Consider the following 22,711-nt stretch of genomic DNA (forward strand, 5'->3'; position numbering starts at 1 on the left):
GGGGCGACGAATGCTACTTGGGTAGCGGGTAGCCGCTTCGATGGGATGAGACCGGTGCCGGCCCTCGCCGCGATGCGCACGGCCAGGGCCACCTCCCGGGGTTACCAGGTCAGCACCGCCCCCACGGCAAAGGTGTCGGTGTCTTCGTTCTGTGCGTCGGTGTCGTGGCCGTTGATTTCGAACTGGTTGTACTCGGCCACCAGCTTGAGGTTGTCGTTCACGTCATGGAACAACGCGATGCCGCGGGTCTCGTAGTCTGCGCCGCTGCCGACCACACCGTTGCCATCGTCATTGGTCTTGCCGTAGGACAAGGCCAGACGGTTCTTGCCCAGCTTGTAGGAGCCCTGCAACAGGTAGCCGTCGCTGTCGACGTTACGCAGGGTCGGCTCGCCGGCATTGTTGGTGAAAAACGGGTTGATGCCCTTGGCCTGGAAACCGGACCCGGTCAGGGACAAGCCGCCCATCTTCGCCTGCACGCCGTAACCGACCCCTTTGGAGGTGACGGTCTCGACCGTGGAATCGGTGTTGTCCGAGCTCTGGTAGCTGCCGTTGACCCAGCTGTAGATCTTGGCCCCGGCCAGGTCGAACTGATAGGTCACTTCGCTCTCGGTACGCGGGTTTTCCTGATAGGCCTTGCCCGTCGGGCTGCTGTCGTTGGTGTCCACCGGGTCCATGATGCCGACCGCCACGCGCAGACCGTCCATCACCGGGGTGCGATAGGTGATCTGCGAGGTCGGGAACGGATACGGGTAACCGGTGCCGATGTTGCCGAACGACACCCCGCCCCCATCCACCAACCCCAGCGTATCGCTGACCTGACCGTAACCGGCGAGCATTTCGTCGAGCAGGATGTTGGAACGGGCGAACAGGCCGAAGTCCTTGCCGATCAGCACTTCGCCCCATTCCGGGTTGGCCACGGTGCCATAGAACTGCCGCACATCAATGGCGGTGTCGGTGCCGTTGGTTTGGCTGTCGTTGATGGTGACCCAGAACGAGGCACGGGCGCCGAGCTTGAGATCGTCTACCTGCTTGCCCATGTTGAACCCCAGGTAGTTGGGCAAGAAGCCCATCTTGACCCGCGCCTGTCGACGGTCGAACTGATCGCCGGTGCGGTCGACATCGCTGTTCACGTAGAAGGCGTTGATGTAGCCGTCGGTGGAGAACGTGGTCTGGTCCTTGTCGTACAGCATGATATCCGCCCGGGCCACCTGGCTCAGGCCAAGGGCAGACAGGCTGGCGATCAAGGCAGGCAGAAAACGATGCGTGACGTTCTTATTGTTGTGCATGGCGCGCTCCGAAACGGGGGACTAAGTGTCGGAGGCGATTATCGAAACCAGACCGGCGGCGCCATACGCTGCCTTGGAGCTGGTTTTCAGGTGCTTTGGAATGGACGACTGTACGCGACAACTAAGGCGTACGACCGTTTGTTGGCAGGGCAAGCCACTAAAGTTGTAAAGAACCGCTTTTCGTAGGATCCGGCTTGCCGGCGAAGGCGCACTTGAAGCCCCCTTCGCCGGCAAGCCGGGCTCCTACAGGTCAATCGCTGGCTTTTATCAGCATGTAGGCGGCGACCACGAAGCAAATGCTGGCGAACCCGACCTGCAACGCCCGTGCCGGCACCCGGGCACAGAGCTTGCGGCCGATGATCATGCCGACGATGCTGGAGACGATGAAGGCAATGCCCAAACCATCGATGCGCACCCCGGCATGGAATGCGCCGATCACGCCGATGGCGGAAATCAGGCTGATCACCATCAGCGAGGTGGCGATGATCCCGCGCATCTGCACATCGGTCAGTTGCTTGAATGCCGGGACGATCAGAAAGCCGCCGCCCACCCCCAGCAATCCAGAGACCACGCCGGTCACCGCCCCGAGTGCGGCGAGGGTCGCGGTGCATTTGGCGGTCCAGGAAAAGCGTCCGGTCTGCTGATCGAGCATGCAGTTCTTCTGGCCCCAGTTGGCGTGGCCGTGGTCGCTCGGGCCTTCATCCTTGCGCTCACGACGCAACATCCGCCAGGCCACCATGACCATCAGCAGGCTGAACAGGATCATCAGGATCTTTTCCGGCAACTGATGGGCGAAATAAATACCCACCGGCGAAAACACCGCACCGAGCGCAGCGATCAACAACGCCGCGCGATAACGCACCAGGCCATGACGCAAGCCATCGATGGCGCCGACCGCTGCCGCACTGCCCACCGCAAACAACGCCACCGGAGCAGCCTGGGTCATGCTCCAGCCCAACCCCAATACCAGGGCCGGGACCGCAAGGATACCGCCGCCGGCACCGGTCAAGCCGAGCACCAACCCCATCACTACGCCAAACAGACTTGCCAGCAACATAGGGAGTTCTCAGTCGACCTTGGACAAACGCGTCAGCCACTCACGGCCCTTGAGCATACCGTTCCAGTAGAACCACGGTAGCAGTGTCGCCTTCAGCCACCACGCCGAGCGGCGCGGTGTCGTCGGGTCAAGGGGAAAGGTCGGCAGCAATTTGCCGGCATATCCAAACTCGGCGAGGATCACCTTGCCCTTCTCCACCGTCAGCGGGCAGGAGCCGTAGCCGTCGTACTTCAGCGGCAGTGGTTGCAGCGTGCGCAACGCCAGCAGGTTCTCGGCCACCACCACGATCTGCTTGCGCACCGCCGCGGCGGTTTTTGCATTGCTGGTACCGCAGATATCACCCAGCGCGAAGACCTCGGGATAACGCGGATGCTGCAAGCTGTGCGGGTCGACCTCGCACCAGCCAGCGGCATCGGCCAGCAGACTGCGGGCGACGAAATCCGGGGCCACCTGAGGCGGCACGACGTGCAGCAGGTCAAAGGTTTTTGCCTGGCGGGTGACATTGCCATCCGCGTCCCTGACGTCGAACCATGCGGTTTTTGCCGGGCCGTCGACCTTGACCAGGTTCGAGTTGAACGCCAACCGGGCGTTGTATTTCTCGATGTACTTCATCAGCGGCGGGACAAAGGTCGCCACACCGAACAGTGCCGCGCCCGCAAGATTGAATTCGACGTCAATGTTGTTCAGCACGCCGCTCTTGTTCCAGTGATCGCAGGACAGGTACAGCGCCTTTTGTGGAGCCCCCGCACATTTGATCGGCATGGCCGGCTGGGTGAACAGCACCTTGCCGCCGCGCAGTTTCTGCACCTGATCCCAGGTGTAGGTCGCGTGCCGGTAGCTGTAGTTGGAGGTCACGCCGTGCTGGCCGAGGGTTTCCTCCAGGCCTTCGATTTTCTCCCAGGCCAGGCGCAAGCCGGGGCAGACCACCAGGTTCTGATAGCTGACCGTGCGTTCGTCCGCGAGGGTGAGTTGGCGCTTGTCGGGGTCGATGCCCGTCACGGCAGCCTGCAGCCAGTGGGCCCCGCGCGGCATCACCGACGCCATCGGCCGCACGGTGTTTTCCACGTTGTAGGCCCCTCCGCCGACCAACGTCCAGGCCGGTTGGTAGAAATGCCGGGCGCTGGGCTCGATCACAGTGATGTTCAGGTGCGGGCTACGCTTGAGCAGGCTGGCGACAAAGCCGATGCCTGCCGTGCCGCCGCCGATGACCACGATATCTGCACTGATGGATGGGCCCCAGTGTTGATCGTTCATTGCTTGTTCCTTTTGCTGTACGCAAATTTTCTTCCAGCCGCGACACAAAACGACTGTAGGAGCGAGCTTGCTCCGGGCGGCGTTCCGACGATGGTCGCTAACGATTACGCGTGTTATCTGTATAAACGCGGTGCCATTACGTCCATCGCGAGCAAGCTCGCTCCTACAGGTTCGGTGTGTTAGCTGGCATCAAGGTTGTACCCAGCTTTTAAGCACCGCCCCGCAATACAGCCCGGAGAGGGTTTTCATCACCTGGATCACTTCATGACTGGCGAGACCGTAAAAAATGTACTTGCCTTCACGACGGGTCGCGACCAATCCCTCATCGCGCAGGATGCCCAACTGCTGGGACAGGGTCGGTTGGCGCACGCCGGTCATTTTCTCCAGCTCGCCTACGTTGCGCTCACCCTGGGTGAGCTGGCACAGGATCAACAGGCGGTCCTCATTGGCCAGGGCCTTGAGCAGCGCGCATGCCTTGGAAGCCGAGGCGCGCAGTTGGGCGACCTCACCCTCGGTCAGACTGGATTGCATTTGCAGGATGCCTTCAAAGTCACTTAAGCTACTAACATTATGTTTTTACATAAACTGTTGCAACCCATCGCTGACTTTTCTACTCCTGCCCAGGTTCGTGCCCATGCCCGCGCTGATTGAAGCTTTCCTCGACCCCGCCTCCTCGACCTACAGCTACGTGGTCTACGAGGCTGATGGCGGGCAGTGTGCGATTGTCGACCCCGTGCTCGATTACGACGGTGCCGCCGGGCGCACCGCGACCACCCAGGCTGACAAAATCATCGCCTTCGTCCGTGCCCACAGACTGCAAGTGCAATGGCTGCTGGAAACCCATGCCCACGCCGATCATCTGTCCGCTGCGCCTTATCTGCGGCGCGAGCTGGGCGGCAAGATCGCCATCGGTCAGTCGATCTGCAAGGTCCAGGACGTGTTCAAGGCATTGTTCAATCTGGAACCACAGTTTCGCAGCGACGGCTCGCAGTTCGACCACCTGTTCGCGCCGGACGAATCGTTCAATATCGGCAACCTCAAGGCCGTCGCACTGCATGTTCCCGGTCATACCCCGGCGGACATGGCCTACTTGATCGACGGCGATGTAATTCTGGTGGGCGATACCCTGTTCATGCCCGATGTGGGCACCGCGCGCTGTGATTTCCCCGGCGGCGACGCCCACCAGATGTTCGCCTCGATCCGCAAACTGTTGGCCTTCCCCGCCAGCGTGCGTCTCCATGTCTGCCACGACTATCCGCCCGAAGGTCGCGAACCGCGCTGCATGACCACGGTGGGCGAGCAACGCAAGGGCAACATCCACGTACGAGACGGCATCGACGAAAAAACCTTCGTTCAGATGCGCACCCAACGCGATGCCGGGTTGGGCATGCCGACGCTGCTGTTGCCGGCGATTCAGGTCAACGTGCGGGCGGGGAATTTGCCGCCGGCCGAGGACAATGGCGTCACTTACCTGAAGATCCCCCTGAACCAACTCTGACCCTGTGGGAGCGGGCTTGCCCGCGAAGGGGCCGGTACAGTCCCCGCAAAAAAAACAGGAATTGCTGAAAGCGGCCTTCGGCCTATCGCTGGCAAGCCAGCTCCTACAGGATTTGCGCTGCCTAGCCGCCGAGGGTCAAGCCATTCGCCGGCAACGGCAGCGCGGTCTTGTAGCGCACCTGCTTGAGCGCAAAGCTCGAACGGATGTTCGCCACCCCCGGCACCTTGGTCAGGAAGTCCATCATGAAACGCTCCAGCGACTGAATGGTCGGCACCAGCACCCGGATCAAGTAGTCCGGGTCGCCGGCCATCAGGTAGCACTCCATCACCTCGGGGCGGTCGGAAATCGCCTCTTCGAAATGCTGCAACGCCTCTTCCACCTGCTTCTCCAGGCTGACGTGAATGAACACGTTCACGTGCAGCCCCAGCAGGTCGGCATCGAGCAGCGTCACTTGCTCGCGAATCACCCCCAGTTCTTCCATGGCCTTGACCCGGTTGAAACACGGTGTCGGCGACAGGTTCACCGAGCGCGCGAGGTCGGCGTTGGTGATGCGTGCGTTCTCCTGAAGGCTGTTGAGAATGCCGATATCGGTACGGTCCAGTTTACGCATGAGACAAAACCACCTGTTTTTTATGTTTATGCAGGTTTTTTATCTGCAAATGATCTTTAGCGCAACGAAACAGAGAGAAATATTCTTCTTGGGCGGGCCTATGATTGTTGTAGGACAAGATTTCTTTTATCGAACGAAATCTGTCAGCTCACTACAAGAAATTCACAAGATCGAGCGTAGAAGCCATGACCCAAGCGTATGAACCGCTGCGTCTGCACGTCCCCGAACCCTCGGGCCGTCCAGGCTGCAAAACCGACTTCTCCTACCTGCATCTGACCGATGCCGGCACGGTGCGCAAACCTCCCATCGACGTTGAACCGGCTGACACGGCTGACCTGGCCCGTGGCCTGATCCGCGTGCTCGACGACCAGGGCAATGCCCTCGGTCCATGGGCCGAAAACGTGCCGGTGGAAATCCTGCGCAAGGGCATGCGCGCCATGCTCAAGACCCGCATCTACGACAACCGCATGGTGGTCGCCCAGCGTCAGAAAAAGATGTCGTTCTACATGCAGAGCCTCGGCGAAGAAGCCATCGGCAGCGCCCAGGCCCTGGCCCTGAACATCGACGACATGTGCTTCCCAACCTACCGTCAGCAAAGCATCCTGATGGCCCGCGACGTACCGCTGGTCGACCTGATCTGCCAACTGCTGTCCAACGAGCGCGATCCGCTCAAGGGGCGTCAGTTGCCGATCATGTACTCGGTCAAGGAATCCGGTTTCTTCACCATCTCCGGCAACCTCGCCACCCAGTTCATTCAAGGCGTGGGCTGGGGCATGGCCTCGGCGATCAAGGGCGACACCAAAATCGCCTCGGCGTGGATCGGCGACGGCGCCACCGCCGAGTCGGACTTCCACACCGCCCTGACCTTCGCCCACGTGTACCGCGCGCCGGTGATCCTCAACGTGGTCAACAACCAGTGGGCGATCTCCACGTTCCAGGCGATTGCCGGCGGTGAAGCCACCACCTTCGCCGGTCGTGGCGTAGGTTGCGGTATTGCCTCCCTGCGGGTCGACGGCAACGACTTCTACGCTGTTTATGCCGCTTCCGCCTGGGCCGCCGAACGTGCGCGCCGCGGTCTCGGCCCGACCATGATCGAATGGGTCACCTACCGCGCCGGCCCGCACTCGACCTCCGATGATCCATCGAAATACCGGCCCGCCGATGACTGGAGCCACTTCCCGCTGGGTGATCCGATCGTGCGTCTCAAGCAGCACCTGATCAAGGTCGGCCAGTGGTCCGAAGAGGAACACGCCGCCGTCAGCGCCGAGCTGGAAGCCGAAGTGATCGCCGCACAGAAAGAAGCCGAGCAGTACGGCACCCTCGCCGGCGGCCAGATTCCGAGCGCCGCGACCATGTTCGAAGACGTCTACAAAGAGATGCCGGAGCACTTGAAGCGCCAGCGCCAAGAGTTGGGGATCTGACATGAACGATCACAACAACAATATCGAGCTGGAAACCGCCATGACCACGACCACCATGACCATGATCCAGGCCCTGCGCTCGGCCATGGATGTGATGCTTGAACGGGACGACAACGTCGTGGTCTTCGGCCAGGACGTGGGCTACTTCGGCGGCGTGTTCCGCTGCACCGAAGGCCTGCAGAACAAGTACGGCACCTCGCGGGTGTTCGACGCGCCGATCTCCGAAAGCGGCATCGTCGGCGTCGCCGTGGGCATGGGCGCCTATGGTCTGCGCCCGGTGGCCGAGATCCAGTTCGCCGACTACGTGTACCCGGCGTCGGACCAGATCATTTCCGAAGCCGCCCGTCTGCGTTATCGCTCGGCCGGCGAGTTCACCGCCCCGATGACCCTGCGCATGCCTTGCGGTGGCGGCATCTACGGCGGCCAGACCCACAGCCAGAGCATCGAAGCGATGTTCACCCAGGTCTGCGGCTTGCGCACGGTGATGCCGTCCAACCCGTACGACGCCAAAGGCCTGTTGATCGCTTCCATCGAAAACGATGACCCGGTGATCTTCCTCGAGCCAAAACGCCTGTACAACGGCCCGTTCGACGGCCACCACGACCGCCCGGTAACCCCGTGGTCGAAGCACCCTGCCGCACAAGTGCCGGACGGTTACTACACCGTGCCGCTGGACGTCGCCGCCATCACCCGTCCGGGCAAGGACGTCACCGTGCTGACCTACGGCACCACCGTGTACGTGTCGCAAGTCGCTGCTGAAGAAAGCGGCGTCGATGCCGAAGTCATCGACCTGCGCAGCCTGTGGCCGCTGGACCTGGAAACCATTGTCAAATCCGTGAAGAAAACCGGCCGCTGCGTGGTGGTTCACGAAGCCACCCGCACCTGCGGTTTCGGCGCCGAACTGGTGTCGCTGGTGCAAGAGCATTGCTTCCACCACCTGGAAGCGCCGATCGAACGCGTCACCGGTTGGGATACCCCTTACCCGCACGCGCAAGAGTGGGCGTATTTCCCAGGCCCGTCCCGAGTGGGCGCGGCGTTGAAACGGGTCATGGAGGTCTGAATGGGCACGCACGTCATTAAAATGCCGGACATTGGTGAAGGCATTGCAGAAGTTGAATTGTCGGTTTGGCACGTCAAGGTCGGCGACATGGTCGTCGAGGATCAGGTGCTGGCCGATGTCATGACCGATAAAGCGATGGTGGATATTCCGTCGCCGGTGCATGGCAAGGTCATCGCCCTTGGCGGCCAGCCGGGCGAAGTCATGGCGGTCGGCAGTGTGCTGATCAGCATTGAAGTCGAAGGCGCGGGCAACGTTAAGGAGTCGGCGCAACCGGCCCCTGTGAAACAAGCGCCAGTTGAAGCGCCGAAAGTCGAAGCCGTGGTGGAAAGCAAACCGGTTGCCGCCCCGGCGCCGAAAGCTGCCGTCTGCCAGGGCCCGATGGTCGCTCGCGCAGCCGATGAGCGCCCACTGGCCTCCCCGGCCGTGCGCAAGCATGCCCTGGACCTGGGCATCCAGTTGCGTCTGGTGCGTGGCAGCGGCCCCGCCGGTCGCGTGCTCCACGAAGACCTCGACGCCTACCTGGCCCAGGGTCAGTCGAATGCCTCGACGGTCAGCAGCGCCTACATCCAGCGCACCGACGAACAGCAGATCCCGGTGATCGGCATGCGCCGCAAGATCGCCCAGCGCATGCAGGACGCCACCCAGCGTGCCGCCCACTTCAGCTACGTCGAAGAAATCGACGTCACCGCCGTGGAAGAACTGCGCGCGCACCTCAACGAAAAACACGGCGCGACCCGCGGCAAGCTGACGTTGCTGCCGTTCCTGGTCCGCGCCCTGGTCGTTGCCCTGCGCGACTTCCCGCAGATCAACGCCCGCTACGACGACGAAGCCCAGGTCATCACCCGCCTCGGCGCGGTGCATGTCGGTATCGCCACCCAGGCCGATATCGGTTTGATGGTGCCGGTGGTGCGTCACGCCGAAGCCCGCAGCCTGTGGGACAACGCGGCCGAAATCTCCCGTTTGGCCACTGCCGCGCGCAACGGCAAGGCCAGCCGCGATGAGCTGTCCGGCTCGAGCATCACCCTGACCAGCCTCGGCGCCCTGGGCGGCATCGTCAGCACGCCGGTGCTGAACCTGCCGGAAGTGGCGATTGTCGGCGTCAACAAGATCGTCGAGCGGCCCATGGTGATCAAAGGCCAGATCGTGATTCGCAAGATGATGAACCTCTCCAGCTCTTTCGATCACCGCGTGGTCGACGGCATGGACGCGGCGCTCTTCATCCAGGCCATCCGTGGCTTGCTCGAACAACCCGCAACCCTGTTTGTGGAGTAAGTGATGCAGACTTTGAACACCAAGCTGCTGATCATCGGCGGCGGCCCCGGCGGTTATGTGACAGCGATCCGCGCCGGCCAACTGGGCATCCCGACCATCCTGGTGGAAGGCCAATCCCTGGGCGGCACCTGCCTGAACATCGGCTGCATTCCGTCCAAGGCACTGATCCACGTCGCCGAGCAGTTTCACCAGACCCGGCACCACCATCAGCTTTCGCCCCTGGGCATCAGCGTTTCGGCGCCGACTCTGGACATCGGCAAGAGCGTCGAGTGGAAGGACGGCATCGTCGATCGCCTGACCACCGGCGTCGCGGCGCTGCTGAAAAAGCACAAGGTCCAGGTCGTTCAAGGCTGGGCCAAAGTGGTTGACGGTAAAACCGTCGACGTCGGCGACACGCGCATCCAGTGCGAGCACCTGGTGCTGGCCACCGGTTCGAAAAGCGTGAACCTGCCGATGCTGCCGATTGGCGGCCCGATCATCTCGTCCACCGAAGCCCTGGCGCCGACCTCCGTTCCTAAACGGCTGATCGTGGTCGGCGGTGGTTACATCGGTCTGGAGCTGGGCATCGCCTACCGCAAGCTCGGCGCCGAAGTCTGCGTGGTGGAAGCGCAGGAACGCATCCTGCCGGCCTACGACGCCGAACTGACCCAGCCAGTACACGACGAACTGCGAAAACTCGGCGTGAAGCTTTACTTGAAGCACAGCGTGCAAGGCTTTGATTCGCAAGAAAATACCCTGCAAGTACTGGCACCGAACGGCGCGACCCTGAATCTGGAAACCGACCAGGTGCTGGTGGCCGTCGGTCGCAAGCCGAATACCCAGGGCTGGAACCTCGAAGCGCTAAACCTGGACATGAACGGTTCGTCGATCAAGATCGACAACCGCTGCCAGACCAGCATGCGCAACGTCTATGCCATCGGCGACCTGAGCGGCGAACCGATGCTCGCGCACCGGGCCATGGCCCAGGGCGAGATGGTTGCCGAACTGATCAGCGGCAAGACCCGCGAGTTCAACCCCACCGCCATCGCCGCCGTGTGCTTCACCGACCCGGAACTGGTGGTGGTCGGCCAGACCCCGGACGACGCCAAGACAGCAGGTCTGGACTGCATCGTCTCGAGCTTCCCGTTCGCCGCCAATGGCCGGGCCATGACGCTGGAGTCGAAAAGCGGCTTCGTGCGCGTGGTCGCCCGCCGCGACAATCATGTGATCGTCGGCTGGCAGGCGGTGGGTGTCGGCGTGTCGGAGTTGTCCACGGCGTTTGCCCAGAGCCTGGAAATGGGCGCGCGGCTGGAAGACATCGGCGGCACCATCCATGCCCATCCGACGCTGGGTGAGGCGGTGCAGGAAGCGGCGTTGCGGGCTTTGGGTCACGCCTTACACATGTAAAATGCGACCTGTAGGAGCCGGCTTGCCGGCGATGGCGGTGAATCTGATACACCGCGCCGTATTGATCGCCAGCAAGCCGGCTCCTACAAGGATCGTAATCCGGGCTGCGAAACAGGCCCGGAATGAAGTATTGTTGTCCCCATCCAAAAAACGTCAGAAGCCTTGAACCGTTTCGGCGGTTGTTAAGTGATAGAGGGTGTCATGGGTAACGAAAGCATCAATTGGGACAAGCTGGGTTTTGACTACATCAAGACCGACAAGCGCTATCTGTCGTACTTTCGCAATGGCGAATGGGACAAAGGCACCCTGACCGAAGATAACGTGCTGCACATCAGCGAAGGCTCCACGGCCCTTCACTATGGCCAGCAATGCTTCGAGGGCATGAAGGCCTATCGTTGCAAGGACGGCTCGATCAACCTGTTCCGCCCGGACCAGAACGCCCTGCGCATGCAGCGCAGCTGCGCCCGCCTGCTGATGCCGCAAGTCGACACCGAGCAATTCATCGAAGCCTGCAAGGAAGTGGTTCGCGCCAACGAGCGTTTCATTCCGCCGTACGGTACCGGCGGCGCGCTGTACCTGCGCCCGTTCGTGATCGGCGTGGGTGACAACATCGGCGTGCGCACGGCGCCGGAGTTCATCTTCTCGATCTTCTGCATCCCGGTCGGCGCCTACTTCAAGGGCGGCCTGACCCCGCACAACTTCCTGATCTCCAGCTACGACCGCGCCGCGCCACAAGGCACCGGTGCGGCCAAGGTCGGTGGCAACTACGCCGCCAGCCTGATGCCCGGCTCCCAGGCCAAGAAGGCGCATTTTGCCGACTGCATCTACCTGGACCCATTGACCCATACCAAGATCGAGGAAGTCGGCTCGGCCAACTTCTTCGGGATCACCCACGACAACAAGTTCGTCACCCCGAACTCGCCGTCGGTGCTGCCGGGCATCACCCGTCTGTCGCTGATCGAGCTGGCCAGGACCCGCCTGGGCCTGGACGTGGTCGAAGGCGACGTGTTGATCGACAAACTGTCGGACTTCAAGGAAGCCGGTGCTTGCGGCACCGCTGCAGTGATCACGCCAATCGGCGGCATCAACTACAACGACCACCTGCACGTGTTCCACAGCGAAACCGAAGTCGGCCCGATCACCCAGAAGCTCTACAAAGAGCTGACCGGCGTGCAGACCGGTGACATCGAAGCGCCAGCAGGCTGGATCGTCAAGGTTTGACCTGACGCCAGACGCACAAAAGCCCCCCATCGAGCGATCGATGGGGGGCTTTTTTCATGGCCACGTTTCAAAAACCGCCACCCGTTCCCCTGTAGGAGCTGGTTTGCCGGCGATGGCCTCCTCAAATTCACCGCCATGCTTGAAGGCACAATCGCCGGCAAGCCGGCTCCTACAGGTTCGGGTTGAGCGATGCCCCTCGGGCTGCTGCAGACTGCGATCGGTTGCCTTCGATCCCCGCAGGCAACTCGACAGCAAAACGGGCGCCCATCTCCTTGCGCCCCAACGCCGTCAACGCCAACGCCCGACTGTCCAGATCCTGCGTCACCCACTTGCGCTTGAGTGCCGTTTGCAGCAACGCCGCGCCCAGCGATCCTCCCAGATGTGGTCGGCGCATGCTCCAGTCCAGGCACGGGCAGGCAAAGCGGCGGCGCAAGGTGCTCAAGTCCTGTACCTCGATCCCAAGCCCCTGAAACATTGCCGAACCACTGTCACTCAAGCGATAGGCCTGTTCGTCGGTTTCCTCCAGCCAGCCCGCTTCAAGCATCCGGTCATGCAACAGCACGGCCAGGGTGCCTGCCATGTGGTCGTAGCAGGTGCGGGCAAACTGCAGGCGATCCGGGGTACGCGATTGGAAGCCCGGCGCGGTGTTCTGGCCGATCACCATCAGCGCCTCCAGGGCCTGGGCCACGCGTTTGTCCGCCAAGCTGTAATAGCGGTGACGTCCCTGGACGTGCAGCCGCACCAGCGCCAGCTCCTTGAGTTTGGCCAGGTGGGCACTCGCGGTCGACGCGCTGACTTCGGCCACCGCCGCCAGTTCGGTGCTGGTGCGGGCGTGGCCGTCCATCAGCGAACAGAGGATTTTCGTCCGCGCCGGCTCAGCGATGGCGGCCGCCACCTGCGAGACGCCAGTGTCGTGTTGTGCTGCGCTCATATTTCGCTCCCGGACGAATCAACACACTTTCGGACTGGAGATAGTAGCAACACTTTCCAACAACAAAAGGCTGTGACCCATGGACCCGATCATCGCTGCGACCCATTCAGATCCCTATCCCTACTACGCACAACTGCGTGCCGAGGGTGAGTTGATTTTTCATCCGGGGCTGAACATGTGGCTGGCCAGCAGCGCCCAGGCGGTGGCCGCCGTGCTGGCTCATCCCGATTGCCACGTTCGCCCCGCACAGGAGCCAATCCCCAAGGCGATTGCCGATGGCATGGCCGGCCAGGTGTTCGGTCAATTGATGCGCATGAATGAGGGCGAACGCCAGCGTTGCCCACGGTCGGCGATTGCACCGGGGCTGGAATTGATCGATGCGCAGGAAGTCGAGCGCCTGGTCAGCGCCCGATTGATCACCGCCGACGCCGCTGGCCTGTACAACGCCATGTTCCGCGGACCGGTGTGCGTGGTGGCGGCGTTGCTGGGCTTCACCCCGGCCCAGGGTCGCGCCATCAGCGAACTGACGGCGGATTTCGTGGACTGCCTGTCGCCCCTGAGCAGCCCCGCACAACTGGCTGCTGCCCATGCCGCCGCCGAACAGTTGAGCGGTTACTTCATCGAATTGCTCGACGATCCGCACAACCACAGCCATCTGCTTGCAGGCATCCGCCAGCGCTTCGCCGCCGACGCAACGCCATCGTTGATCGCCAACCTGATCGGCCTGTTCTCCCAAACCTTCGAGGCCACGGCCGGGCTGATCGGCAACTCGGTGCTGGCACTGATTCAACACCCGTCGTTGCGCAGTGATTCAACCCACATCGAAGACCTGGTGGCGGAAGTGCAGCGCTTCGACCCGCCGGTACAGAATACCCGCCGCTTCGTCGCCGCCCCCTGCGAGATTGACGGCGTCGCTCTGCATGCCGGTGATGTGATCCTGGTGCTGCTGGCCTCGGCCAATCGCGACCCGCAGCTCAACGACAACCCCGACGCATTCCTGCTCGAACGCCCGAACCGGCGCAGCTTCACTTTTGGTGCGGGGCGCCATCAATGTCCGGGGCAAACACTGGCGCTGAGCATTGCTGGCGCTACCGTCCGGCAAATTCTGGCGATGCAGCCGGCACTGGATCGCCTGACCTGGCGTTACCGCCCGTCCGCCAATGGACGAATTGCGCTGTTCTCGGATTGGCCAGCCGCGTGATCGACGATCAGCCCAACTGCCCAACCCGTGCAGCATCCGGCCAGAACAACGCCGCCTGCCCCACCCGCTCACCGTGATGATCGATGAGCGTCCACACCTTGCCTTCATGAATCATGAAGGCATTCCCTAGCCGATCCACCCGATAGCCACTGTAGCCATGAGCAATGCCATGGGCCGTGACCTGCTCCAGCAGGGTCTGGCGCACCGCGCGATCCAGTGGCGAGGCGCTGAAGCGTGACGGCATGCCCAGAAACTCCGGGCGCGGGTACTTGAAGCAGGCCAGCGCCTGTTCATTGGCGTAGAAAAACACAGGATCGTCTTCAGTGCCGTGGGCCAGCAGACTGTAGGGCGCGTGGGCGTGCAACCAGTGCAGTCGCTCCAGTGCGGTCAGCGACTGCGGCGCTGGCAGGTGTTCGCCGGTCCAGTGCCGATAGGACTCGTCCAGCAGTTCGATGGCCGTGGCGTATTCATCGTTGCGCAACATGCATTCTCCCTGACAAACGCGGTCAATCATCGCGCGTCAGTACTTCCAGCAACTCGATTTCGAAGATCAGGTTCGAGTTCGGCGTGATCTTGCCCATGCTGCGTTCGCCATAGGCCAGGTGCGCCGGCACCAGCAACTTGCGCTTGCCACCGACCTGCATGCCCATGATGCCCTGGTCCCAGCCCTTGATGACCCGCCCGGTGCCGATCACGCACTGGAAGGGTTTGCCACGGCTCCAGGAAGAATCGAATTCGGTCCCGTCCTCCAGCCAGCCACGGTACTGGGTGGTGATCAGCGCGCCTTTTACCGCGGCTTTTCCGTCACCGGGTTGAAGATCGATTACCTGAAGCTCGTCATTCATTGAATTCACTCGTATGCTCACTCGCCGTCAAGGGCCTGATGGGCGCCGTTTTCCCAGATTTGCCGTCGGTTGGCAACCCTTGCCGCCTCCGCGCACGACGTTTAAAACTGTTTGCTGAACTAACATAATCAACCATTACCCGTACGGTTCAACGCTCTGATGACCACTCCCGAATGATCCTGCTCTGGACCAGCGTCATCCTTGGTGCAATGACGCTTACCCTGATCGTCGCGCTGGTCTGGCGCGAGCGCTCGCTGCAAAAGCAACTGGCGCAGTACCGGGTGATCATCGGCAGCCTGTCCGAAGGCCGGAACATCCACCAGGATGGCGACGCCGAGCGCTTCAAGCGCAGCCAGTATTTTGCGCGCATCGGCACCTGGGATTGGGATGTCGACACCGACCGCCTGTTTTGGTCAGACGCGATCTTCGGCATGTTCGGATTCAAGATCGGCGAAGTGACGCCCTCCTACGCGCTGTTCTGCTCCTGCGTGCATCCGGATGACCGGCTCCGGGTTCGGGCCGGTGAACTGCGTTGCCTGGAAACCGGCGAAAACCACGACGAGGAATACCGCGTGGTCTGGCCCGACGGCACGATCCGCTGGCTGCGCGAAACCGGTAACGTGGTCAAGAACGATCACGACGAAACGATCAAGATGATGGGCGTGGTACGCGACATCACCGAAGAAAAGGCCTCCGCCAACTACCTCAAGCACCTGGCCCATTTCGACCCGCTGACCGGCCTGCCCAATCGCCTGGTGCTCGAAGAGCGCCTGTCCGAAGCGCTGGAGCAGGCGCGCATCAGTACCACGCGGGTGGCGCTGGTGTTTGTCGACCTCAACGGCTTCAAGGCCATCAATGACCGCTATGGTCATGCGGCCGGCGATCGCGTACTGGTCACGACTGCCACGCGGCTCAAGCGCATTCTGCGCGGCACCGACACCGTCGCGAGGATCGGCGGCGACGAATTCGTGGTCATCCTCCAGGGCTTGCCCCAGGGCAAAAACCTGCAAGACGAAGCGCGCACCATTTGCCAGAAGATCTTCGTCGAACTCTCCCCGCCCGTCACCATCGGCAACGACCAGCGCCACATCGGCACCAGCCTGGGCGTCGCGGTGTTCCCCGATCACGCGCCGAGCATCGACCGCCTGCTGCACATCGCCGACCTGGCGATGTATGAGGCCAAGCGCAGCGGCAACAATCAGTATCGGCTGGGCACCGAAAGCGTGGTGCGGGCACATAATCCATAGCGTGCGCCCACAGATGCATTGATCCACTTCGCACATCAATGCATGCCAACAATGCAATTAACATATCGATGCTCCTGCCCCACTATCCGCCTCAATAAGAACCGTGCGCCGCGTCCAGCCGGAGCACGTCATAAAAGCGGTGGAGTACAGGTCAATGACAGCATCAACCCAACGGCCCGCGACTGCCGGTCGCTCCCGGGCCAGCGCAATCTTCCGGGTCACCTCGGGCAACTTCCTCGAACAGTTCGACTTCTTCCTTTTTGGCTTCTATGCCACGCAGATCGCTGCCGTGTTTTTTCCGGCCAGCAGCGAATTCGCCTCGCTGATGATGACCTTCGCCGTGTTCGGCGCAGGTTTTCTGATGCGTCCGTTGGGTGCCGTGGTGCTGGGCGCCTATATCGATGACGTGGGCCGGCGCAAAGGCTTGATCGTCACCCTGTCGATCATGGCCAGCGGCACCATCCTGATCGTGCTGGTGCCCGGTTACGAGACCATCGGCTTGTTCGCCCCGGCCCTGGTGCTGATCGGGCGGTTGCTGCAGGGCTTTTCCGCCGGTGCGGAACTGGGTGGTGTGTCGGTGTACCTCGCCGAAATCGCCACGCCCGGCCGCAAGGGATTCTTCACCAGTTGGCAGTCGGGCAGCCAGCAAGTGGCGATCATCGTCGCCGCTGCGCTGGGGTACGCCTTGAACCAGTGGATGGCACCGAGTGTGATTGCCGACTGGGGCTGGCGGATTCCGTTTTTCGTCGGCTGCATGATCGTGCCCTTCATCTTCCTGTTGCGCCGCAACCTGGAAGAAACCGAAGAATTCGCCACCCGTAAACACCGCCCGAGCATGGGCGAAGTGTTCCGCACCCTGGGGCAAAACTGGCTGACCGTGTTCGCCGGCATGATGATGGTCGCGCTGACCACCACCGCGTTCTACCTGATCACGGTGTACGCGCCGACCTTCGGTAAAACCGTGCTGCACCTGAGCACCTCCGATGCGCTGCTGGTGACCTTGCTGGTCGGCGTTTCGAACTTCATCTGGCTGCCGATTGGCGGCGCGCTCTCGGACCGTATCGGGCGACGCCCGGTGTTGATCGCCATGGCCTTGCTGGCCATTGCCACCACCTATCCGGTGCTGACCTATCTGGTCAATGCGCCGAGCTTCATGCACATGCTGCTGGTACTGCTGTGGCTGTCGTTCATCTACGGCCTGTACAACGGCGCGATGATCCCGGCGCTGACGGAAATCATGCCCGTGGAGGTGCGAGTCGCCGGGTTCTCGCTGGCGTACAGCCTGGCTACCGCGGTGTTCGGCGGGTTCACCCCGGCGATCTCGACCTTGCTGATCCAGTACACCGGTGACAAGGCGGCGCCAGGTTACTGGATGAGCTTTGCAGCACTGTGCGCGCTGTGCGCGACGTTGATGCTCTATCGCCGCGCCTCGAATCATCTGCAGCCGGTGGCGTCGTGAACCTGCCTTCTATCGAGAACATGACCATGAAAAAACCTTTCAATCTAGCCGCCCTCGCATTGCTGGCGAGCCTGGGCTTGAGCGGCATTGTCCAGGCCGAAGAGATCCGTGTGATGACTTCCGGCGGTTTCACGGCGGCCTACAAAGTCCTCGGCCCGAAGTTCGCCGCCGCCACCGGCAACACCCTCGACACCGCGCTCGGCCCGTCCATGGGCAAGGCCCCGGAGGCGATTCCCAATCGCCTGGCCCGCGGTGAGCAAGCGGACGTTGTGATCATGGTCGGCTACGCCCTGGACGATCTGATCAAACAAGGCAAGGTCGACCCGGCGTCCCGTGTCGAGCTGGCCGATTCACGCATTGGCCTGGTGGTGCGTGAAGGTGCCCCGAAGCCGGACATCAGCAATGTCGAGGGCCTGAAAAAGACCCTGCTCGAGGCGAAATCGGTCGCCTACTCCGACAGCGCCAGCGGCGTGTACATCGAGCAGCAGTTGTTCAAGCGCCTGGGTATCGAAGCGCAACTCAAGCCCAAGTCGACCATGGTGCCGAAGATCCCCGTGGGCTCGGTGGTCGCCACTGGCGACTATCAACTGGGCTTCCAGCAAGTCAGCGAATTGTTGCCGGTGCCGGGGGTGAGTTTCGTGGCGAAGATTCCGGAGCCAGTGCAGTCGGTCACCCGGTTTGCCGCCGGTATCCCGGTCGGTGCCCGGCACCCGGCCGAAGCCAGGGCCTTGCTTGAATACATGGCCTCGGCCCAGGCGCAACCGGATGTGAAGGCGACCGGGCTGGACTCGGTCAGCCGCTGACCGCCGGCTGCACGACTTTCATCTCTATCACCAGCCGTTCCAGTTCAAGTGCCGCCGGGGTCAGGGTTCGACCCCGGCGCTTGATCAGACCGACGCTGCGCATCACTTGCGGATCGGTCAACGGCACCCGCGTCAGGATCGGATGATCCGCCGCCGGCATCGCCATCAGCGGCACCGCCGCCACGCCCAATCCGGCCTCGACCAGACCGATCATGGTCGTCACATGCCGGGTTTCGCAGATGCTCGGCCGCTGCGGCACCACGCCGGTCAGTGCCTGATCCAGCAGAAACCGGTTGCCGGAGGTTTTATCCAGCGAGATGTAATCCTGCTGATAGAACTCGTCCCAGGTCACGCTGCTGCGCCCCGCCAGCGGATGATCACGCCGGCACGCCACGACATACCCTTCCTGCACCAGCGGCTCGAAATCCACTTCGGCTTCCAGCGTGCCCATGAAGCTCAGGCCGAAATCCGCCTCGCCATTGACCACCGCGCTCAAAACTTCGTGGGCACTGGAATCGAGCACCTTGACCTTGATTCGCGGAAACTGGCGGTGATAGTGCGCGATCACCCGCGGCATGAAGTAATACGCCGCCGACGGCACGCAGGCGACCGTAACGTGGCCGAGCCGGGTCGAAGCGACTTCGCTGATGCCCAGCAACGCCACGTCCAGATCGTCCAGCAGGCGCTCGACGCTGGGCATGAAACCGCGTCCGGCCTGAGTCAGGCTGACCTTGCGCGTGGTGCGTTCGAACAGCCGCACGCCAAGGGCGTCTTCGAGTTTTTCAATGCGCCGGCTCAAGGCCGGCTGGGAAATGCGCACCGCATCGGCGGCCTTGCGAAAGCTGCCCTGCTCGACCACGGCACGGAAGGCTTGCAGGTCATTGAGGTCGAAGTTGATCGCCATGGGTTACTCGGCAGCAAAGCGGATTGATCAGCTTATTGTATAAATGTAACCAATTGATGCAAAGACCTATTGAACAGGGCGACGCCTTCTGCCCGATATTGAAACGTTATATAATATCTAAACATGATCTGTCGGTCGTTTACCGGCACAGCTATCCACTTCCTGCCTGCGACTTTCGATGACAAACCCTATTCAAATCCCGCCCATCACAACCCTGAGCCAACGCCTGATGTCCATCGATGCCCTAAGGGGGTTGGTGATGATTTTCATGTTGCTGGATCACGTGCGCGAAACGTTCTTTCTGCACCGCCAGGTCGCCGACCCGATGGTCATCGACAGCACGGAGCCGACATTGTTTTTCAGCCGGACGCTCGCCCATTTATGTGCGCCGGTGTTCGTTCTTCTCACCGGACTCTCAGCTTTCCTGTACGGCGAAAAACACCAGGGCAAGAACGAAGTGTCGATGTTCCTGTTCAAGCGTGGCTTGTTCCTGGTTCTGCTGGAGTTCACCTTGGTGAATTTCGCCTGGACGTTCCAGTTCCCGCCCAATGTGATTTACCTGCAGGTGATCTGGGCGATTGGTATCAGCATGATTGCCCTCGCAGCACTGGTCTGGCTGCCTCGACCCATCCTGTGTGTCCTGGGTCTGGCCATCATTGCCGGACACAACCTGCTCGACTCTCTGCACTTCCCGAGCGGATCGGCGATGCACCTGCCCTGGGCCATTTTGCATGATCGCGGCTGGATCGAATTCTCCGACAGCTTGCGCCTGCGCACTTCCTACCCGGTGCTGCCGTGGATAGGTGTCATCGCCCTGGGTTACTGCATCGGCCCCTGGTTCGCACGCCCGGCCTCGACCGCCGGGCGTCAGCGCTACCTGTTGCTCGCCGGGGTCGGCGCATTGCTCGGTTTCATCGCCCTGCGCCTGATCAACGGTTATGGCGAGGCACATTGGAGGGTTTATGAAAGCACCACACAAACCTTCATGAGTTTCTTCAACATCACAAAATACCCCCCCTCCCTGCTGTTCCTGGCTCTGACGCTGGGTGCAGGGCTGTTGCTGCTTCTTGGCTTTGAGCGGGCTCGGCAACGCAAATGGATAAGCACCCTGGCGGTATTGGGTGCGGCACCGATGTTCTTCTACTTGCTCCATCTTTATGTGTTGAAAATGCTGTATCTGATCAGCGTGGGGTGGTTCGGTCTGAACCAGGGCGACTACTTCGGTTTCGACGGCATTTGGGCGGTGTGGCTGACGGCAGTGCTCTTGACTGCAGCGCTTTACTTACCGGTGCGCTGGTTCGCGGCATTGAAGGCGCGTCGTCGGGATATCGGCTGGCTCAAATACTTCTGATCGGAGCCCGATTCCCTTTATTCTTGTCACCCCGCTGTCCCGAGTCCTGGAGTTTCGCCCATGCCCCATGAAGGCAACCTGCTACAAGCCGCTGTCGTGTTTCTGCTGGCGGCCGTACTCATCGTCCCCTTGGCCAAGCGCCTGCAACTGGGGGCGGTGCTGGGTTACCTGTTCGCCGGCGTGATCATCGGCCCGTCGGTGCTGGGGCTGATCGACAACCCGCAAAGCGTCGCCAACATTTCCGAACTCGGTGTGGTGTTGCTGCTGTTCATCATCGGCCTGGAACTGTCGCCGCGACGCTTGTGGGTGATGCGTAAATCGGTGTTCGGCGTAGGCCTGGCGCAAGTGCTGCTGACCGGTTCGGTGATCGGCGTGGTGGCGCTGTGGGGCTTTGCCCAGCCACTGAACACCGCGATCGTCCTCGGCCTCGGCCTGGCGCTGTCGTCCACGGCGTTCGGCCTGCAAAGCCTGGCCGAACGCAAGGAACTGACCAGCCCGCACGGGCGGCTGGCGTTCGCCATCCTGCTGTTTCAGGACATCGCCGCGATCCCGTTGATCGCCATGGTGCCGTTGCTGGCTGGCGGCGATCACAGCACCAGCGCCAGCGAAGACCTCAATCATGGCCTGCAAGTGCTGGTCAGCATCGCCGTGGTGGTGATCGGCGGGCGTTATCTGCTGCGACCGGTGTTTCGCGTGGTGACCAAGACCGCGTTGCCGGAAGTCTCCACCGCCACCGCGTTGCTGGTGGTGATCGGCACGGCCTGGCTGATGGAACTGGCGGGGATTTCCATGGCCCTGGGCGCCTTCCTCGCCGGCCTGCTGCTGGCGGACTCCGAGTATCGCCATGAACTGGAAGCCCAGATCGAGCCCTTCAAGGGCCTGTTGCTGGGGCTGTTTTTCATCAGCGTCGGCATGGGCGCGAACCTGAGCCTGTTGCTGAGCATGCCGGTCGCGGTGCTGGCCCTGACCCTGCTGCTGATCGCGATCAAACTGCCGCTGCTGTTCATTGTCGGTCGACTGGCCGGTGGCTTGAAGAAGGTCAGTGCGGTCCGTCTGGGCATCGTGTTGGCGGCCGGTGGCGAGTTTGCCTTCGTGGTGTTCAAGATCGGTCGCGATCACGGGCTGTTCGCGGCACAACTGTATGACCTGCTGGTGCTGACCATCACGCTGTCCATGGCGGTGACGCCGCTGTTGCTGTTGGTGTGCGCACGCCTGGTCAGCCCGAAAGTGCAGCCGGTGGAAGTGCCGGAAAAATTCCGCGAAATCGACGCCGACGCGCCACGGGTGGTGATTGCGGGCATGGGCCGCATGGGCCAGATCGTCGCGCGGATCCTGCGCGCGCAGAACATCAGGTTCGTGGCCCTCGACACCTCGGTGGAAACCATCGAACTGTCGCGCAGTTTCGGTGGCGTACCGGTGTTCTACGGCGACCCGATGCGCCCGGAAATCCTCAACGCGGCCAAGGTCGGCGAAGCCGAGTATTTCGTGATCGCCACCGACGACCCGGACACCAACATCAAGACCGCCGAACTGGTGCGCAAGCTCTACCCGCATATGAAGATCATCGCCCGCGCCCGCAACCGCCAGCACGTGCACCGGCTGATGGACGTCGGCGCCCATGCCGTGCGCGAAACCTTTTATTCGAGCCTGGAAATGAGCCGGCAAACCCTGATCGGGTTGGGGCTGACCCAGGCCCAGGCGGATGCGCGGATCAAACGCTTCAAGCAACACGACGAAGAGGTGCTGGAGGCCCAGCATGCGGTGTATGACGATGCGGTGAAGGTGATGCAGACGGCGCAGGAAGCGCGGGTTGAATTGGCCAGGTTATTCGAGTCGGATCAACTGCAGGAGCAAGCGGGGACAAAATGAGGTGAATTCGAGGGCCCCATCGCCGGCAAGCCGGCT

The 22,711-nt window shown here is 61.9% G+C and carries 21 protein-coding genes; 12 read left to right on the plus strand and 9 right to left on the minus strand.

Annotation, left to right across the window (positions count from 1 at the left end; translation table 11 throughout):
* Positions 1-101: 101 nt before the first annotated feature.
* The 4 genes from EI969_RS10960 to EI969_RS10975 all read right to left on the minus strand — a co-directional run bounded on the left by EI969_RS10960 (position 102) and on the right by EI969_RS10975 (position 4,128).
* The gene (locus EI969_RS10960; protein ID WP_160387815.1) at positions 102-1,286 is read right to left on the minus strand and encodes a porin; all 1,185 of its coding nucleotides are present in this window, start codon (positions 1,284-1,286) and stop codon (positions 102-104) included.
* Between the two features lie 250 nt (positions 1,287-1,536).
* Positions 1,537-2,343 carry a sulfite exporter TauE/SafE family protein gene (locus EI969_RS10965; protein ID WP_110659426.1) on the minus strand — a complete coding sequence of 269 codons (807 nt, stop codon included), beginning with the start codon at positions 2,341-2,343 and terminating at the stop codon, positions 1,537-1,539.
* A 9-nt stretch (positions 2,344-2,352) separates the two neighbouring features.
* The gene (locus EI969_RS10970; RefSeq protein WP_160387816.1) at positions 2,353-3,597 is read right to left on the minus strand and encodes an FAD/NAD(P)-binding oxidoreductase; all 1,245 of its coding nucleotides are present in this window, start codon (positions 3,595-3,597) and stop codon (positions 2,353-2,355) included.
* Between the two features lie 189 nt (positions 3,598-3,786).
* Positions 3,787-4,128 carry a helix-turn-helix transcriptional regulator gene (locus tag EI969_RS10975; RefSeq protein ID WP_160387817.1) on the minus strand — a complete coding sequence of 114 codons (342 nt, stop codon included), beginning with the start codon at positions 4,126-4,128 and terminating at the stop codon, positions 3,787-3,789.
* Positions 4,129-4,231: 103 nt separating this feature from the next.
* Here EI969_RS10975 and EI969_RS10980 point away from each other — a divergent pair, with 103 nt between their 5' ends.
* Positions 4,232-5,095, plus strand: coding sequence for an MBL fold metallo-hydrolase (locus tag EI969_RS10980; protein WP_160387818.1), 864 nt, complete (start codon positions 4,232-4,234; stop codon positions 5,093-5,095).
* Between the two features lie 121 nt (positions 5,096-5,216).
* Here EI969_RS10980 and bkdR read toward each other — a convergent pair whose 3' ends face one another.
* The gene (bkdR, locus tag EI969_RS10985) at positions 5,217-5,705 is read right to left on the minus strand and encodes a Bkd operon transcriptional regulator BkdR (RefSeq protein WP_150717686.1); all 489 of its coding nucleotides are present in this window, start codon (positions 5,703-5,705) and stop codon (positions 5,217-5,219) included.
* A gap of 185 nt (positions 5,706-5,890) precedes the next feature.
* Between bkdR and EI969_RS10990 the strand changes: the two genes are divergently transcribed.
* The 5 genes from EI969_RS10990 to EI969_RS11010 all read left to right on the plus strand — a co-directional run bounded on the left by EI969_RS10990 (position 5,891) and on the right by EI969_RS11010 (position 12,065).
* Positions 5,891-7,126: a 3-methyl-2-oxobutanoate dehydrogenase (2-methylpropanoyl-transferring) subunit alpha gene (locus EI969_RS10990; protein ID WP_160387819.1), complete on the plus strand. Its 1,236-nt coding sequence runs from the start codon at positions 5,891-5,893 to the stop codon at positions 7,124-7,126.
* Between the two features lies 1 nt (position 7,127).
* The gene (locus EI969_RS10995; protein ID WP_015095444.1) at positions 7,128-8,186 is read left to right on the plus strand and encodes an alpha-ketoacid dehydrogenase subunit beta; all 1,059 of its coding nucleotides are present in this window, start codon (positions 7,128-7,130) and stop codon (positions 8,184-8,186) included.
* Positions 8,187-9,458 (plus strand): dihydrolipoamide acetyltransferase family protein, encoded by a 1,272-nt coding sequence (locus EI969_RS11000; RefSeq protein WP_160387820.1) that lies wholly within the window; start codon positions 8,187-8,189, stop codon positions 9,456-9,458.
* A gap of 3 nt (positions 9,459-9,461) precedes the next feature.
* A complete protein-coding gene (lpdA, locus tag EI969_RS11005) occupies positions 9,462-10,844 on the plus strand; it encodes a dihydrolipoyl dehydrogenase (RefSeq protein WP_160387821.1) in 1,383 nt (460 codons plus the stop codon).
* 201 nt (positions 10,845-11,045) lie between these two features.
* Complete coding sequence (locus EI969_RS11010) at positions 11,046-12,065, plus strand: branched-chain amino acid aminotransferase (protein ID WP_160387822.1); 1,020 nt, start codon at positions 11,046-11,048, stop codon at positions 12,063-12,065.
* Between the two features lie 169 nt (positions 12,066-12,234).
* Here the strand turns inward: EI969_RS11010 and EI969_RS11015 are convergent, their stop codons facing one another.
* Positions 12,235-12,996, minus strand: coding sequence for a helix-turn-helix transcriptional regulator (locus EI969_RS11015; protein WP_160387823.1), 762 nt, complete (start codon positions 12,994-12,996; stop codon positions 12,235-12,237).
* A 79-nt stretch (positions 12,997-13,075) separates the two neighbouring features.
* On the opposite strand from EI969_RS11015, the gene EI969_RS11020 reads away from it, so the two are divergent.
* The gene (locus tag EI969_RS11020; RefSeq protein WP_160387824.1) at positions 13,076-14,197 is read left to right on the plus strand and encodes a cytochrome P450; all 1,122 of its coding nucleotides are present in this window, start codon (positions 13,076-13,078) and stop codon (positions 14,195-14,197) included.
* A 7-nt stretch (positions 14,198-14,204) separates the two neighbouring features.
* On the opposite strand, the gene EI969_RS11025 is transcribed toward EI969_RS11020, so the two are convergent.
* Together EI969_RS11025 and EI969_RS11030 are read right to left on the minus strand one after the other, a co-directional pair.
* Positions 14,205-14,681, minus strand: a complete 477-nt coding sequence (locus EI969_RS11025) for an MEKHLA domain-containing protein (RefSeq protein WP_178120628.1) — start codon at positions 14,679-14,681, stop codon at positions 14,205-14,207.
* Between the two features lie 22 nt (positions 14,682-14,703).
* Positions 14,704-15,042 (minus strand): FKBP-type peptidyl-prolyl cis-trans isomerase, encoded by a 339-nt coding sequence (locus EI969_RS11030; protein WP_160387825.1) that lies wholly within the window; start codon positions 15,040-15,042, stop codon positions 14,704-14,706.
* Between the two features lie 173 nt (positions 15,043-15,215).
* Here EI969_RS11030 and EI969_RS11035 point away from each other — a divergent pair, with 173 nt between their 5' ends.
* The 3 genes from EI969_RS11035 to EI969_RS11045 all read left to right on the plus strand — a co-directional run bounded on the left by EI969_RS11035 (position 15,216) and on the right by EI969_RS11045 (position 18,551).
* The gene (locus EI969_RS11035; protein ID WP_160387826.1) at positions 15,216-16,289 is read left to right on the plus strand and encodes a sensor domain-containing diguanylate cyclase; all 1,074 of its coding nucleotides are present in this window, start codon (positions 15,216-15,218) and stop codon (positions 16,287-16,289) included.
* A 154-nt stretch (positions 16,290-16,443) separates the two neighbouring features.
* Positions 16,444-17,748, plus strand: coding sequence for an MFS transporter (locus EI969_RS11040; RefSeq protein ID WP_160387827.1), 1,305 nt, complete (start codon positions 16,444-16,446; stop codon positions 17,746-17,748).
* 26 nt (positions 17,749-17,774) lie between these two features.
* Positions 17,775-18,551, plus strand: a complete 777-nt coding sequence (locus tag EI969_RS11045; RefSeq protein ID WP_160387920.1) for a substrate-binding domain-containing protein — start codon at positions 17,775-17,777, stop codon at positions 18,549-18,551.
* Here EI969_RS11045 and EI969_RS11050 read toward each other — a convergent pair.
* The gene (locus EI969_RS11050) at positions 18,541-19,455 is read right to left on the minus strand and encodes a LysR family transcriptional regulator (RefSeq protein ID WP_160387828.1); all 915 of its coding nucleotides are present in this window, start codon (positions 19,453-19,455) and stop codon (positions 18,541-18,543) included. The genes EI969_RS11045 and EI969_RS11050 overlap by 11 nt on opposite strands.
* A gap of 178 nt (positions 19,456-19,633) precedes the next feature.
* On the opposite strand from EI969_RS11050, the gene EI969_RS11055 reads away from it, so the two are divergent.
* Both EI969_RS11055 and EI969_RS11060 read left to right on the plus strand, forming a co-directional pair.
* On the plus strand, positions 19,634-20,806 hold the full coding sequence (locus tag EI969_RS11055) for a DUF1624 domain-containing protein (protein WP_160387829.1): 1,173 nt from the start codon (positions 19,634-19,636) through the stop codon (positions 20,804-20,806).
* 60 nt (positions 20,807-20,866) lie between these two features.
* Entirely contained in the window at positions 20,867-22,675 is a 1,809-nt protein-coding gene (locus EI969_RS11060) for a monovalent cation:proton antiporter-2 (CPA2) family protein (protein ID WP_160387830.1), read from the plus strand.
* Positions 22,676-22,711: the final 36 nt, after the last annotated feature.

The sequence above is a fragment of the Pseudomonas sp. PB101 genome, assembly GCF_009764265.1.
In the GTDB taxonomy this organism is placed as follows: Bacteria; Pseudomonadota; Gammaproteobacteria; order Pseudomonadales; family Pseudomonadaceae; genus Aquipseudomonas.